Source organism: Variovorax sp. 20P10.2.4 (assembly GCF_058244205.1).
Map to the genome: position 1 here is coordinate 1 of NZ_JBZAYE010000152.1, position 13,965 is coordinate 13,965.

Below are 13,965 nucleotides of genomic sequence, written 5' to 3' on the forward strand. Positions count from 1 at the left end.
TCGCGAAGGCGGCCGTACCGTGGGTTCGGGCGTCGTGGCCAAGATCCTCGACATCTAAGTCGGGCAAGAGTACCGGAGGGGTATAGCTCAATTGGCAGAGCGTCGGTCTCCAAAACCGAAGGTTGTAGGTTCGATTCCTACTGCCCCTGCCACCTAGGGTGGCCTCCGAAAACGACCCGCCGGACTCCGGCGGGAAGACAAAAAAGCCCGTCGAGACCCGACGGGCTTCGCCGTCTCAAAACGGCGGCATGAATTGAGGCCGAAAGGCCGCAGGAAATCAGCCGAACATGGCCACTTCTCAAATCGAAACCGTGAGCACCGGTGCCGACAAGGCCAAGCTGGCCGTGGCAGCACTGCTGGCAGTGGGCGCCATCGTGGCGTTCTATCTGCTGTCGCGCCAGGGCTCGCTGGTTCAGTGGGCCGCGCTGCTCGTGGGCCTGGCCGCCGCCGTGGCGACCTTCGGCAGTTCCGAGAACGGCCGCCAGCTCTGGGCTTTCGGCCGCGATTCGTGGCGCGAAGTCAAGAAGGTCGTCTGGCCGACCCGCAAGGAAGCGATGCAGATGACGGCTTATGTGTTCGCCTTCGTGGCGATCATGTCCGTCTTCCTCTGGCTCACCGACAAAACGCTCGAATGGGTGTTTTTTGACCTCATTCTGGGCTGGAAAAAGTAAGAACCAATGACCGACGACGCTGTTGAAACCACGCCGCCGGAGGAAAACGCCTCCGTCCTTGCGCCTGCTGCCAATCCCGATCTGCGTTGGTATGTGGTGCATGCCTATTCGGGCATGGAGAAGGCCGTCGAGCGGAACATCACCGAGCGCATCAACCGCGCCGGCATGCAGGACAAGTTCGGCCGCATCCTGGTCCCGACCGAAGAAGTGGTCGAGATCAAGAACGGCCAGAAGCGCACCACCGAGCGCCGCTTCTTCCCGGGCTACGTGCTGGTCGAAATGATCATGGACGACGAGAGCTGGCACCTGGTGAAGCACACCAACAAGGTGACGGGCTTCGTGGGCGGCGCCAAGAACCGTCCGGCCCCGATCTCGCAGAAAGAGGTCGAGGACATCGTCAGCCAGATGCAGCAGGGCACCGAGAAGCCGCGCCACAAGGTCGAGTTCACCGTGGGCGAACTCGTGCGCGTCAAGGAAGGTCCGTTCACCGACTTCAACGGCTCGGTCGAGGAAGTCAACTACGAGAAGAGCAAGGTGCGCGTCTCGGTCATGATCTTCGGCCGCGCCACCCCGGTGGAACTCGAATTCAGTCAGGTCGAGAAGACCTGACGCCCGCCCGGTCTGCGGATCGGGCCCCATTCCGGCAGCGCGCTATCCGACTCGGCGCGCGGCCTTGATCGAAGAGTCGTTCACCCCGGGGAGCCCAGGCCACAGGCCTTGGCGATATCACCCGCAAGGAGTAAAGCATGGCGAAAAAAATCGTCGGCTTCATCAAGCTGCAAGTGCCAGCTGGTAAGGCCAACCCGTCCCCGCCGATCGGTCCCGCACTCGGTCAGCGCGGTCTGAACATCATGGAATTCTGCAAGGCGTTCAACGCCCAGACGCAGAGCTACGAGCCGGGTCTGGCGCTGCCGGTGGTCATCACCGCCTTCGCCGACAAGAGCTTCACCTTCATCATCAAGTCGCCGCCCGCTGGCGTCCTGATCAAGAAGGCGATCAAGCTCGAGAAGGGCTCCGCGCGCCCGCACACCGACAAGGTCGGCAAGATCACGCGCGCCCAGCTCGAAGAGATCGCAAAGACCAAGATGAAGGACCTGACCGCTGCCGACATGGACGCAGCAGTTCGCACCATCGCTGGTACGGCCCGTTCCATGGGCGTGAATGTGGAGGGCGTGTAAATGGCCAAGATCACCAAGAAGCAGAAGTCGCTCGAAGGCAAGGTCGACAGCACCAAGCTGTACCCGCTGACTGACGCGATCACCATCGTCAAGGAAGCCGCCACCGCCAAGTTCGACGAATCGATCGACGTGGCCGTGCAGCTCGGCATCGACGCGAAGAAGTCGGACCAGGTCGTGCGTGGCGCCGTCGTGCTGCCCAACGGCACCGGCAAGACCAAGCGCGTGGCCGTGTTCGCCCAAGGCGCCAAGGCTGAAGAAGCCAAGGCCGCCGGCGCCGACATCGTCGGCATGGACGACTTGGCTGCCATGGTCAAGGCGGGCGACATGCCCTTCGACATCGTGATCGCCGCACCCGACGCCATGCGCGTGGTCGGTACGCTCGGCCAGATCCTCGGCCCGCGCGGCCTGATGCCGAACCCGAAGGTCGGCACCGTGACGCCCGACGTCGCGACCGCCGTGAAGAACGCCAAGGCTGGCCAGGTTCAGTTCCGCGTCGACAAGGCCGGCATCGTGCACGGCACGATCGGCCGTCGTTCGTTCGACACCGACAAGCTGCAGGGCAACCTCGCCGCGCTGATCGATGCCCTGGTCAAGGCCAAGCCGGCCTCGAGCAAGGGTATCTACCTGCGCAAGGTCGCCGTGTCGTCGACGATGGGCGTGGGTGTCCGCGTGGACACGCAGACCATCGCCGCTGCCTGATCGGGCAGAAGCGAAGGCAAATGTAGATTGGCCCGGCTCCGGCTCCGCAAGGATTCGGAACAGGGCGAATGTGGTGGGTCGTGGCGGCTTCGGTTGCCGCGGGCCATCCAAGACCGCTGGTGTGCAGGTCGCCTGCACTTAATCACCCGGCCCCCGCCGGGCAGCCAGCGCAGATGGCGATCCCGCTGCAAGGAATTCGAGTTTTCTGACGAATGGGTTCCGAAACAGTTGGTCGCTGCATGAGGCGCGGTCCGAGGTTCATGAAACAACCGAAGACCGCATTGAAAAGGAGTAGACCTTGAGTCTGAATCGCAGTGAGAAAGAAGCGGTCATCAATGAAGTGACCAGCCTCGCCGCAAAAGCTCAAACGCTCGTGATGGCGGAATACCGTGGCATCACGGTGGCCGATATGACCAAACTGCGCGCCGAAGCTCGCAGCAAGGGTGTGAGCCTGAGTGTTCTGAAGAACACCCTGGCCCGCCGTGCTGTGGCTGGCAGCTCGTTTGAGATCGTCGGCGACCAGATGACCGGTCCGCTGATCTATGGCTTCTCCGAAGACGCTGTGGCCGCCGCGAAGGTGGTGGCCGATTTCGCGAAAACCAACGACAAGCTGGTGATTCGCGGTGGCGCATTCGGTGGCAAGGCCCTGGACGTCGACGGCGTGAAGCAACTGGCCAACATCCCTTCCAAGGAAGTGCTGCTGGCGCAACTGCTGGGCTTGATGCAATCGCCGATCTCTCGTACCGCCCGCGTGCTCGCGGCGCTGGCCGAGAAGCGCGGTGGTGGCGAAGCTGCACCCGCCGATGCACCGGCAGAAGCGCAGGCGGCTTGATAGCCCAAGCCTTGCGTTTGAAAAATTCAACCCAATTGTTAGGAAACCAAAATGGCATTCGATAAAGACGCATTTCTGACCGCGCTGGACAGCATGACGGTCCTCGAGCTCAACGACCTGGTCAAGGCCATCGAAGAGAAGTTCGGCGTGAGCGCCGCTGCAATGTCGGCTCCGGCCCAAGGTGGTGGCGCAACCGCTGCCGTGGTCGAAGAAAAGACCGAATTCAACGTCGTGCTGGCCGATGTCGGCGCGAACAAGGTGTCGGTCATCAAGGCCGTGCGCGAAATCACCGGCCTGGGCCTCAAGGAAGCCAAGGACCTGGTGGAAGCCGCTCCCAAGGCCGTCAAGGAAGGCCTGTCGAAGGCTGACGCCGACGCTGCCAAGAAGAAGCTGGAAGAAGCCGGCGCCAAGGTGGAACTGAAGTAATTCAGACCCCCTCGAGGGCTGGAGGTGCCTGAAAAAGGCCCTCCAGCCTTTGCCGCTTTCAGAGCGCACTCAAAAGTTGTCGTCATCCACGCAATTTTTGAGTGTCTTCTGACCCCGACTGCAGAAGACCCCTTGGTTCGGGCGATGTGCAACGCATCGCTGTCCGCCAACGGCTGGTAGTGGCCAGCCGCCAAGCAGTGGTGCCGTTCGTCCCGGCATTGCTGACAAGTCGCTGAAGATCTCAAGCACCGGAGCTCTCATGGCCCAATCGTCCGCGTACAGTTACACCGAACGCAAGCGCATCCGAAAAAGTTTCGGCAGCCGCGACAGCGTCGTCGAAATTCCCTACCTGCTGCAGATGCAGAAGGACGCCTACACGGCGTTCCTGCAAGCGGGCATCGCTCCGCAAAAACGCACCGTCGAAGGCCTGCAGGCCGCGTTCGACGCCGCCTTCCCGATCGTCTCGCACAACGGTTTCGTCGAGATGAAGTTCCTCGAGTACAACCTGGCGAAGCCGGCGTTCGATGTGCGCGAGTGCCAGACCCGTGGTCTGACCTTCGCCTCGGCGGTGCGCGCCAAGGTCCAGCTCATCATCTATGACCGCGAATCGTCGACCTCGCAGTCGAAGGTGGTCAAGGAAGTGAAGGAGCAAGAGGTCTACATGGGCGAAGTGCCGCTCATGACCGAGAAGGGCTCGTTCATCATCAACGGCACGGAGCGCGTGATCGTTTCGCAGCTGCACCGTTCGCCGGGCGTGTTCTTCGAACACGACAAGGGCAAGACGCACAGCTCGGGCAAGCTGCTGTTCTCGGCCCGCGTGATTCCCTACCGCGGTTCGTGGCTCGACTTCGAGTTCGACCCGAAGGACATGCTGTACTTCCGCGTCGACCGTCGCCGCAAGATGCCGGTCACGATCCTGCTGAAGGCCATCGGCCTGAACCCGGAATCGATCCTCGCGAACTTCTTCGTCAACGACAACTTCCGCCTGATGGACAGCGGCGCGCAGATGGAGTTCGTCTCCGAGCGCCTGCGCGGCGAAGTCGCGCGCTTCGACATCACCGACAAGTCGGGCAAGGTCGTGGTCGCCAAGGACAAGCGGGTCACCGCGCGCCACACGCGCGAACTCGAGCAGGGCGGTACTACGCACATCAGCGTGCCGGAAGACTTCCTGATCGGCCGCGTGATCGCACGCAACATCGTCGATGCCGATTCGGGCGAGATCCTGTCCAAGGCCAACGACGAGCTGACCGAAGCGCTGCTGAAGAAGCTGCGCGGCGCCGGCGTGCAGGACATCCAGGTCATCTACACCAACGAACTCGACCAGGGCGCGTACATCTCGCAGACCCTGCGCATCGACGAAACGGTGGACGAGTTCGCCGCGCGCGTGGCGATCTACCGCATGATGCGCCCCGGCGAGCCGCCGACGGAAGACGCGGTGCAGGCCCTGTTCCAGCGCCTGTTCTACAACCCGGACACGTACGACCTGTCGCGCGTCGGCCGCATGAAGTTCAACGCCAAGGTCGGCCGCGACGAATCGACCGGCCCGATGGTGCTGACCAACGAGGACATCCTGGCCGTCGTCAAGATCCTCGTCGACCTGCGCAACGGCAACGGCGAAGTCGACGACATCGACCACCTCGGCAACCGCCGCGTGCGTTGCGTCGGCGAACTGGCCGAGAACCAGTACCGCACCGGCCTGGCCCGTATCGAGAAGGCCGTGAAGGAACGTCTGGGTCAGGCGGAGCAAGAGCCGCTGATGCCGCACGACCTGATCAACAGCAAGCCGATCTCGGCCGCGCTGAAGGAATTCTTCGGCGCCTCGCAGCTGTCGCAGTTCATGGACCAGACGAACCCGCTGTCCGAAATCACCCACAAGCGCCGCGTGTCGGCCCTTGGCCCGGGTGGTCTGACGCGTGAACGTGCCGGCTTCGAAGTGCGCGACGTGCACGTGACCCACTACGGCCGCGTGTGCCCGATCGAAACGCCCGAAGGCCCGAACATCGGCCTGATCAACTCGCTGGCCCTGTATGCCCGCCTGAACGAATACGGCTTCATCGAGACGCCGTACCGCCGCGTGGTCGACAGCAAGGTCACGAACGAGATCGACTACCTGTCGGCCATCGAGGAAGGCAAGTACGTCATCGCCCAGGCCAACGCGGCCCTGGACAAGGACGGCGTGCTGACCGGCGACCTGGTCTCGGCGCGTGAAGCCGGCGAATCGATCCTGGTCGGTGCCGAGCGCATCCAGTACATGGACGTGTCGCCCGCGCAGATCGTGTCGGTGGCCGCCTCGCTGGTTCCGTTCCTCGAGCACGACGACGCGAACCGCGCGCTGATGGGCGCCAACATGCAGCGTCAGGCCGTGCCCGTGCTGCGTCCCGAGAAGCCGATGGTCGGCACCGGCATCGAGCGCGTCTCCGCGGTCGACTCCGGCACCGTGGTCACGGCCACCCGCGGCGGTATCGTCGACTACGTCGACGCGACCCGTGTCGTGGTGCGCGTGAACGACGACGAGGCCGCGGCCGGCGAAGTCGGCGTGGACATCTACAACCTGATCAAGTATCAGCGCTCGAACCAGAACACCAACATCCACCAACGTCCGATCGTCAAGCGCGGCGACAAGATCGCCAAGGGCGACGTGGTGGCCGACGGTGCATCGACCGACCTCGGCGAACTGGCCCTGGGCCAGAACATGCTGATCGCGTTCATGCCCTGGAACGGCTACAACTTCGAAGACTCGATCCTGATCTCCGAACGCATCGTGGCCGACGACCGCTACACCTCGATCCACATCGAGGAACTGGTGGTGATGGCCCGCGACACCAAGCTCGGTGCCGAGGAAATCACGCGCGACATCCCGAACCTGGCCGAACAGCAGCTCAACCGCCTCGACGAGTCCGGCATCATCTACGTGGGTGCCGAAGTCATGCCCGGCGACACGCTGGTGGGCAAGGTCACGCCGAAGGGCGAGACCACGCTGACGCCGGAAGAGAAGCTGCTGCGCGCCATCTTCGGCGAGAAGGCTTCGGACGTGAAGGACACCTCGCTGCGCGTGGACCAGGGCTCGCAAGGCACCGTGATCGACGTGCAGGTGTTCACCCGCGAAGGCATCCAGCGCGACAAGCGTGCCCAGCAGATCATCGACGACGAGCTCAAGCGCTTCCGCCTCGACCTGAACGACCAGCTTCGCATCGTCGAGGCCGACGCGTTCGACCGGATCGAGAAGCTGCTGATCGGCAAGGCGGCCAACGGCGGCCCGAACAAGCTCGCCAAGGGCACCAAGCTCGACAAGGCCTACCTGTCGTCGGTCGAGAAGTTCCACTGGTTCGACATCCGTCCGGCCGACGAGGAAGTGGCCTCGCAGCTGGAGTCGATCAAGAACTCGCTCGAGCAGACGCGCCACAGCTTCGACCTCGCGTTCGAAGAAAAGCGCAAGAAGCTCACGCAGGGCGACGAGCTGCCCGCGGGCGTGCTCAAGATGGTCAAGGTCTACCTGGCCGTCAAGCGCCGCCTGCAACCCGGCGACAAGATGGCCGGCCGCCACGGCAACAAGGGCGTGGTGTCGAAGATCGTTCCGATCGAAGACATGCCGCACATGGCCGACGGCACGCCGTGCGACATCTGCCTGAACCCGCTGGGCGTGCCCTCGCGGATGAACGTGGGCCAGGTGCTCGAAGTGCATCTGGGCTGGGCCGGCAAGGGCATCGGCCAGCGCATCGGCGACCTGCTGCAGCAGGAGGCCAAGGCGGCCGAGCTGCGCAAGTTCATGGAGCAGCTGTACAACGGCTCGGGCCGCGAAGAGAACATTGCCTCGCTGAGCGACGGCGAAGTGCTCGAGATGGCATCGAACCTGCAAAACGGCGCGACCTTCGCGACGCCCGTGTTCGACGGCGCCTCGGAAGAGGAAATCCGAGGCATGCTGAAGCTGGCCTACCCGGACGACATCGCGAAGGCCAAGGGCCTGACCGAGACGCGCACGCAGGCCTACCTGTTCGACGGCCGCACCGGCGACCAGTTCGAGCGTCCCGTCACCGTCGGCTACATGCACTTCCTGAAGCTGCATCACCTGGTGGACGACAAGATGCACGCCCGCTCGACCGGCCCGTACTCGCTGGTCACGCAACAGCCGCTGGGCGGCAAGGCGCAATTCGGCGGCCAGCGTTTCGGGGAAATGGAAGTGTGGGCGCTCGAAGCGTACGGCGCTGCCTACGTCCTGCAGGAAATGCTGACCGTGAAGTCCGACGACGTGCAGGGCCGTACCAAGGTCTACGAAAGCATCGTCAAGGGCGAGCATTCGATCGAAGCCGGCATGCCGGAATCGTTCAACGTGCTGGTCAAGGAAATCCGTTCGCTGGGTCTCGACATCGAGCTCGAGCGTTCGTAAACGAAGGGGATAGAGTCTTATGAAATCGCTACTCGACCTGTTCAAGCAGTTCACCCCGGATGAGCATTTCGATGCCATCAAGATCGGCATGGCTTCGCCCGAAAAGATCCGTTCGTGGTCTTTCGGCGAGGTGAAGAAGCCCGAGACGATCAACTACCGCACGTTCAAGCCCGAACGCGACGGCCTGTTCTGCGCCAAGATCTTCGGCCCGATCAAGGACTATGAGTGCCTGTGCGGCAAGTACAAGCGCCTCAAGCACCGCGGCGTGATCTGCGAGAAGTGCGGCGTCGAAGTCACGCAGACCAAGGTCCGCCGCGAGCGCATGGGTCACATCGACCTGGCCGCTCCCTGCGCGCACATCTGGTTCCTGAAGTCGCTGCCGTCGCGCCTGGGCCTCGTGCTCGACATGACGCTGCGCGACATCGAACGCGTGCTGTACTTCGAAGCCTACGTGGTGACCGACCCCGGCATGACCCCGCTGAAGAAGTTCAGCATCATGTCCGAGGACGACTACGACACGAAGCGCAAGGAATACGGTGACGAGTTCATCGCCAAGATGGGCGCCGAAGGCATCAAGGACCTGCTGGAAGGCATCGAGCTCGACAGCGAGATCGAGAAGCTGCGCGGCGACCTGACCGGTTCCGAAGTCAAGGTCAAGAAGAACTCCAAGCGCCTGAAGGTGCTCGAGGCCTTCCGCAAGTCGGGCATCAAGCCCAACTGGATGGTGCTCGACGTGCTGCCCGTGCTGCCGCCGGACCTGCGTCCGCTGGTGCCGCTGGACGGCGGCCGCTTCGCGACCTCCGACCTGAACGACCTGTACCGCCGCGTCATCAACCGCAACTCGCGTCTGCGCCGCCTGCTGGAGCTCAAGGCCCCGGAAATCATCGCGCGCAACGAGAAGCGGATGCTGCAGGAAGCCGTCGACTCGCTGCTGGACAACGGCCGCCGCGGCAAGGCCATGACGGGCGCCAACAAGCGCGCGCTCAAGTCGCTGGCCGACATGATCAAGGGCAAGAGCGGTCGCTTCCGCCAGAACCTGCTGGGCAAGCGCGTCGACTACTCGGGCCGTTCGGTCATCGTGGTGGGCCCGACGCTCAAGCTGCACCAGTGCGGCCTGCCGAAGCTGATGGCGCTCGAGCTGTTCAAGCCCTTCATCTTCTCGCGCCTCGAAGCCATGGGCATCGCGACCACGATCAAGGCTGCCAAGAAGGAAGTCGAATCGGGCACGCCGGTGGTCTGGGACATCCTGGAAGAGGTGATCAAGGAACACCCGGTGATGCTGAACCGTGCGCCTACGCTGCACCGTCTGGGCATCCAGGCCTTCGAGCCGATCTTGATCGAAGGCAAGGCGATCCAGCTGCATCCGCTGGTGTGCGCGGCCTTCAACGCCGACTTCGACGGCGACCAGATGGCCGTCCACGTGCCGCTGTCGGTAGAAGCGCAGATGGAAGCCCGCACGCTGATGCTGGCCTCCAACAACGTGCTGTTCCCGGCTTCGGGCGAACCGTCGATCGTTCCCTCGCAGGACGTGGTGCTGGGTCTGTACTACACGACCCGCGACCGCATCAACGGCAAGGGCGAAGGCCTGATCTTCTCGGACATCGGTGAAGTGCAGCGCGCGCTCGACGCCAACGTGGTCGAGTTGACCGCCAAGGTCGCCGTGCGCATCACGGAGTACACCAAGAACAAGGAAAGCGGCGAATTCGAGCCGTCGACCTCGCTCGTGGACACCACCGTGGGCCGTGCCCTGCTGTCCGAGATCCTGCCGAAGGGCCTGCCGTTCTCGAACATCAACAAGGCGCTGAAGAAGAAGGAAATCTCCAAGCTCATCAACGTGAGCTTCCGCAAGTGCGGCCTGAAGGAGACCGTGGTCTTCGCCGACAAGCTGCTGCAGAACGGTTTCCGTCTCGCGACCAAGGCCGGCATCTCGATCGCCATCGACGACATGCTGGTGCCCGCTGAAAAGCACGGCATCATCGACCGCTCGGCCAAGGAAGTGAAGGAGATCGAACAGCAGTACGTCTCCGGTCTCGTGACCTCCGGCGAGCGCTACAACAAGGTGGTGGACATCTGGGGCAAGGCCGGCGACGAAGTGTCGAAGGTCATGATGGCCAAGCTGTCGAAGCAGAAGGTCATCGACCGCCACGGCAAGGAAGTCGAGCAGGAGTCCTTCAACTCGATCTACATGATGGCCGACTCGGGTGCCCGCGGTTCCGCGGCCCAGATTCGCCAGGTGGCCGGCATGCGTGGCCTGATGGCCAAGCCGGACGGCTCGATCATCGAGACGCCCATCACCGCGAACTTCCGCGAAGGCCTGAACGTGCTGGAGTACTTCATCTCCACCCACGGTGCCCGTAAGGGTCTGGCCGACACGGCGCTGAAGACGGCGAACTCGGGTTACCTGACCCGCCGTCTGGTCGACGTGACGCAGGATCTGGTGGTGATCGAGCAGGACTGCGGTACGCACGACGGCGCGCTGATGCGCGCGATCGTGGAGGGCGGTGAAGTCATCGAATCGCTGCGCGACCGTATCCTCGGCCGCAGCGTGGCCGAAGACGTGCTGCACCCCGAGACGCGTGCCGTGCTGGTCAAGGCCGGCGACATGCTCGACGAAGACACGATCGACGCCATCGAAGCCGACGGCGTGGACGAAGTCAAGGTCCGCACCGCGCTGACCTGCGCCACGCGCTTCGGCATCTGCGCCAAGTGCTACGGCCGCGACCTCGGCCGCGGCGGCCTGGTGAACAACGGCGAAGCGGTCGGCGTGATCGCGGCGCAGTCGATCGGCGAACCGGGCACGCAGCTCACGATGCGTACCTTCCACATCGGTGGTGCGGCTTCGCGCGCGGCTGTCGCTTCGAGCGTCGAGGCCAAGTCCAACGGCGTGATCGGCTTCAACGCCACGATGCGCTACGTGACCAACAGCAAGAACGAGCTGGTGGTGATCGCACGTTCGGGCGAGATCGTCATCCATGACGAGCACGGCCGCGAGCGCGAACGCCACAAGGTGCCGTACGGCGCGACGCTGACGGTCAAGGCCGACCAGCAGATCAAGGCCGGCCACGTGCTCGCCAACTGGGACCCGCTGACGCGCCCGATCATCACGGAATTCGCCGGCAAGACCCAGTTCGAGAACGTCGAGGAAGGCCTCACGGTCGCCAAGCAGGTGGACGAAGTGACCGGTCTGTCGACCCTGGTCGTGATCGACCCGAAGCGCCGCGGCGCTGCCAAGGTCGTGCGTCCGCAGGTCAAGCTGATCGACGCCTCGGGCGCCGAGGTGAAGATCCCCGGCACCGACCACTCGGTGACGATCGGCTTCCCGATCGGTGCGCTGATCCAGGTGCGTGACGGCCAGGACGTGGGCCCCGGCGAAGTGCTGGCGCGTATTCCGGTCGAAGGCCAGAAGACCCGCGACATCACCGGCGGTCTGCCGCGCGTGGCCGAGCTGTTCGAAGCCCGTTCGCCGAAGGACAAGGGCATGCTGGCCGAGATGACCGGCACCGTGTCGTTCGGCAAGGAAACGAAGGGCAAGATCCGCCTGCAGATCACCGACCCGGAAGGCAAGGTCTGGGAAGAACTCGTGCCGAAGGAAAAGAACATCCTGGTGCACGAAGGCCAGGTGGTGAACAAGGGCGAAAGCGTGGTCGACGGTCCGGCGGATCCGCAGGACATCCTGCGCCTGCTGGGTTCGGAAGAACTCGCGCGCTACATCGTGGACGAGGTGCAGGACGTGTACCGCCTGCAGGGCGTGAAGATCAACGACAAGCACATCGAGGTGATCGTTCGCCAGATGCTGCGCCGCGTCGTGGTCGACAACGTCGGCGACACCAGCTACATCTCGGGCGAACAGGTCGAACGCAGCGAAATGCTCAACACCAACGACGCCCTGCGCGCCGAAGGCAAGATCCCCGCGACGTTCACCAACCTGCTGCTCGGTATCACGAAGGCGTCGCTGTCGACCGACTCGTTCATCTCCGCCGCTTCGTTCCAGGAAACGACGCGCGTGCTGACCGAAGCCGCGATCATGGGCAAGCGCGACGAGCTGCGCGGCCTGAAGGAAAACGTCATCGTCGGCCGCCTGATCCCCGCGGGCACCGGCATGGCGTACCACCTGGCACGCAAGGCCAAGGACGAGATGGACGAGGCCGAGCGCCGCGCCATCGCCGAGTCCGAAGCCGCCGAGCTCGCCGGTTCGTCCAGCGATGCCACCAGCACGGTCGACGCCAGCGAAGGCGCCGCGACCGAATAACTGGTTAGCATCGCCCGGCCGTGACCGGTCGTGAACGCCTCCCGGCTTGACGGTCGGGAGGCGTTTTTCATGGGGGGCCGCGGTTTTCCGCGCGTCCTTGCGTCTTCCTTCTGAGCTTTTCCTGGAGTGCCATCGATGAGCGTGTTGCCCGATTCGCTGGCCGGCTGGATCGTCGTGGCCGTGCTGCTGTTCTGGTTTGTCGGCGCTTACAACCGGCTGGTGCGCCTGCGGGCCGCGGTGCTGCAGGCCTATGCCACGCTGGACGCCGCGCTGACGCGCCAGCTCGACTTCGTGCAGACCAGCCTGAGCGCGCCGTCGGCCGCCGAGGAATCGACCGATCCCGCGGCGGGCGCCTCTTCGCTGCAGGCCGCGACCACGCAGATGGCCACCCTGCTCGGCGCGACCCGGCAGCGTCCGCTCGAGGCCGGCAGCATGTCGGCGCTCGCGACCGCGCTGCAGGTGCTGCTGACCGCCTGGCAGCGCCGGCATCCGGATGCGGTGACCTCCTTCCATCCCGACGGCACGCTGTCGCGTCCCGCGGGCCAGGCTTCGACGGCGAACGCGCTGGTGCCCGTGACGGCCACCGGCGCGATCGCGGCCGAGCCGATGGCCTGGCCCGAACCCTCGGCCGCCGCCGAGATCGCGCGCACCCAGTTCAACCTCGCGGTCGCCAGCTACAACGCGGCGCTCGCCCAGTTCCCGGCGCTGCTGGTGGCATGGGCCGTGCGTTTGAGGCCCGCGGCGCCGCTGCACTGAACTTCGGCCGCCGATTTCGTTCATGACATTGCCTGGGTGGCGGACATCCGGGCCCTTTAACATCGCCCGCATTGCCTGCTCTTCCTTCTGACCCCTCGCACGGCGGCGCTTCGCCGCTGCAACCGCCGCTCTGGCGCCAACTGCAATTGACCGCAGGGGCGCTGGCGTCGATCCGCGCCGGCACCTCGGGCTCGGTCGCCTTCGAGGCCGTCGAACCCGCGCTGCGCCCCGGCGTCCAGGCCCTGGGCTTCCAGGTGCTGCGCTGGCTGGGCCGTGCCGAAGCCCTGCGCCGCCACCTCGCCAAGCGCACGCCGCCGCCGCTGCCCGATGCGCTGCTGTGCACCGCGCTCGCGCTGGCCTGGGACGCGGGGCAGTCGCCCTACGAGCCCTTCACGCTGGTCGACCAGACCGTGGAGGCCGCCAAACGCAACCCGGCCACGCGCGCGCAGGCCAGCTTCATCAATGCCTGCCTGCGGCGCTTCCTGCGCGAGCGCGACGAACTCGTGGCCGCGACCGATGCCGAACCGGTGGCGCACTGGAACCATCCGCGCTGGTGGATCGAGAAGCTCAAGCGCGACCATCCGCGCGACTGGCAGCGCGTGCTGCAGGCCGACAACGCCCAGGCGCCGATGACCTTGCGCGTGAATGTGCGCAAGACGGCCGCCGGCCCTTACCGCAACGAACTTGCGGCACTCGACATGCCGGCCACGCCGGTCGCGGCCAGCGGATTGCAGCTCGCGCGCGCGCGGCCGGTGCAGCAGTTGCCCGGT

The 13,965-nt window shown here is 64.5% G+C and carries 10 protein-coding genes and 1 tRNA gene; all 11 read left to right on the plus strand.

Annotated elements, in window-relative coordinates; translation table 11 throughout:
- Window positions 1-76 precede the first annotated feature (76 nt).
- A tRNA-Trp gene (locus AC27VN_RS16480) sits at window positions 77-152 on the plus strand.
- A 135-nt stretch (window positions 153-287) separates the two neighbouring features.
- Window positions 288-671, plus strand: coding sequence for a preprotein translocase subunit SecE (secE, locus tag AC27VN_RS16485; RefSeq protein WP_093353725.1), 384 nt, complete (start codon window positions 288-290; stop codon window positions 669-671).
- Between the two features lie 6 nt (window positions 672-677).
- Window positions 678-1,280 carry a transcription termination/antitermination protein NusG gene (nusG, locus tag AC27VN_RS16490; RefSeq protein WP_064262260.1) on the plus strand — a complete coding sequence of 201 codons (603 nt, stop codon included), beginning with the start codon at window positions 678-680 and terminating at the stop codon, window positions 1,278-1,280.
- A 137-nt stretch (window positions 1,281-1,417) separates the two neighbouring features.
- Entirely contained in the window at window positions 1,418-1,849 is a 432-nt protein-coding gene (gene rplK, locus AC27VN_RS16495; RefSeq protein ID WP_093206996.1) for a 50S ribosomal protein L11, read from the plus strand.
- Entirely contained in the window at window positions 1,850-2,548 is a 699-nt protein-coding gene (gene rplA / locus AC27VN_RS16500; protein ID WP_093353727.1) for a 50S ribosomal protein L1, read from the plus strand. It abuts the gene before it with no gap.
- 298 nt (window positions 2,549-2,846) lie between these two features.
- A complete protein-coding gene (gene rplJ, locus AC27VN_RS16505) occupies window positions 2,847-3,380 on the plus strand; it encodes a 50S ribosomal protein L10 (RefSeq protein WP_093353730.1) in 534 nt (177 codons plus the stop codon).
- A gap of 51 nt (window positions 3,381-3,431) precedes the next feature.
- A complete protein-coding gene (rplL, locus tag AC27VN_RS16510) occupies window positions 3,432-3,806 on the plus strand; it encodes a 50S ribosomal protein L7/L12 (RefSeq protein ID WP_093353732.1) in 375 nt (124 codons plus the stop codon).
- Window positions 3,807-4,065: 259 nt separating this feature from the next.
- Window positions 4,066-8,190 (plus strand): DNA-directed RNA polymerase subunit beta, encoded by a 4,125-nt coding sequence (gene rpoB, locus AC27VN_RS16515; protein ID WP_093353734.1) that lies wholly within the window; start codon window positions 4,066-4,068, stop codon window positions 8,188-8,190.
- A 19-nt stretch (window positions 8,191-8,209) separates the two neighbouring features.
- Window positions 8,210-12,439, plus strand: a complete 4,230-nt coding sequence (rpoC, locus tag AC27VN_RS16520) for a DNA-directed RNA polymerase subunit beta' (protein WP_093353736.1) — start codon at window positions 8,210-8,212, stop codon at window positions 12,437-12,439.
- Window positions 12,440-12,574: 135 nt separating this feature from the next.
- A complete protein-coding gene (locus AC27VN_RS16525) occupies window positions 12,575-13,195 on the plus strand; it encodes a LemA family protein (protein WP_093353739.1) in 621 nt (206 codons plus the stop codon).
- Between the two features lie 116 nt (window positions 13,196-13,311).
- Window positions 13,312-13,965 (plus strand): 16S rRNA (cytosine(967)-C(5))-methyltransferase (locus tag AC27VN_RS16530; RefSeq protein ID WP_490877226.1); only part of this gene is annotated, 654 nt, incomplete at its 3' end.

Excerpts from the sequence above, each read along its gene's own strand:
- secE (WP_093353725.1), top strand. The coding sequence starts at position 288 with ATGGCCACTTCTCAAATCGAAACCGTGAGCACCGGTGCCGACAAGGCC.
- nusG (WP_064262260.1), top strand. The coding sequence starts at position 678 with ATGACCGACGACGCTGTTGAAACCACGCCGCCGGAGGAAAACGCCTCC.
- rplK (WP_093206996.1), top strand. The coding sequence starts at position 1,418 with ATGGCGAAAAAAATCGTCGGCTTCATCAAGCTGCAAGTGCCAGCTGGT.
- rplA (WP_093353727.1), top strand. The coding sequence starts at position 1,850 with ATGGCCAAGATCACCAAGAAGCAGAAGTCGCTCGAAGGCAAGGTCGAC.
- rplL (WP_093353732.1), top strand. The coding sequence starts at position 3,432 with ATGGCATTCGATAAAGACGCATTTCTGACCGCGCTGGACAGCATGACG.
- rpoB (WP_093353734.1), top strand. The coding sequence starts at position 4,066 with ATGGCCCAATCGTCCGCGTACAGTTACACCGAACGCAAGCGCATCCGA.
- rpoC (WP_093353736.1), top strand. The coding sequence starts at position 8,210 with ATGAAATCGCTACTCGACCTGTTCAAGCAGTTCACCCCGGATGAGCAT.
- AC27VN_RS16525 (WP_093353739.1), top strand. The coding sequence starts at position 12,575 with ATGAGCGTGTTGCCCGATTCGCTGGCCGGCTGGATCGTCGTGGCCGTG.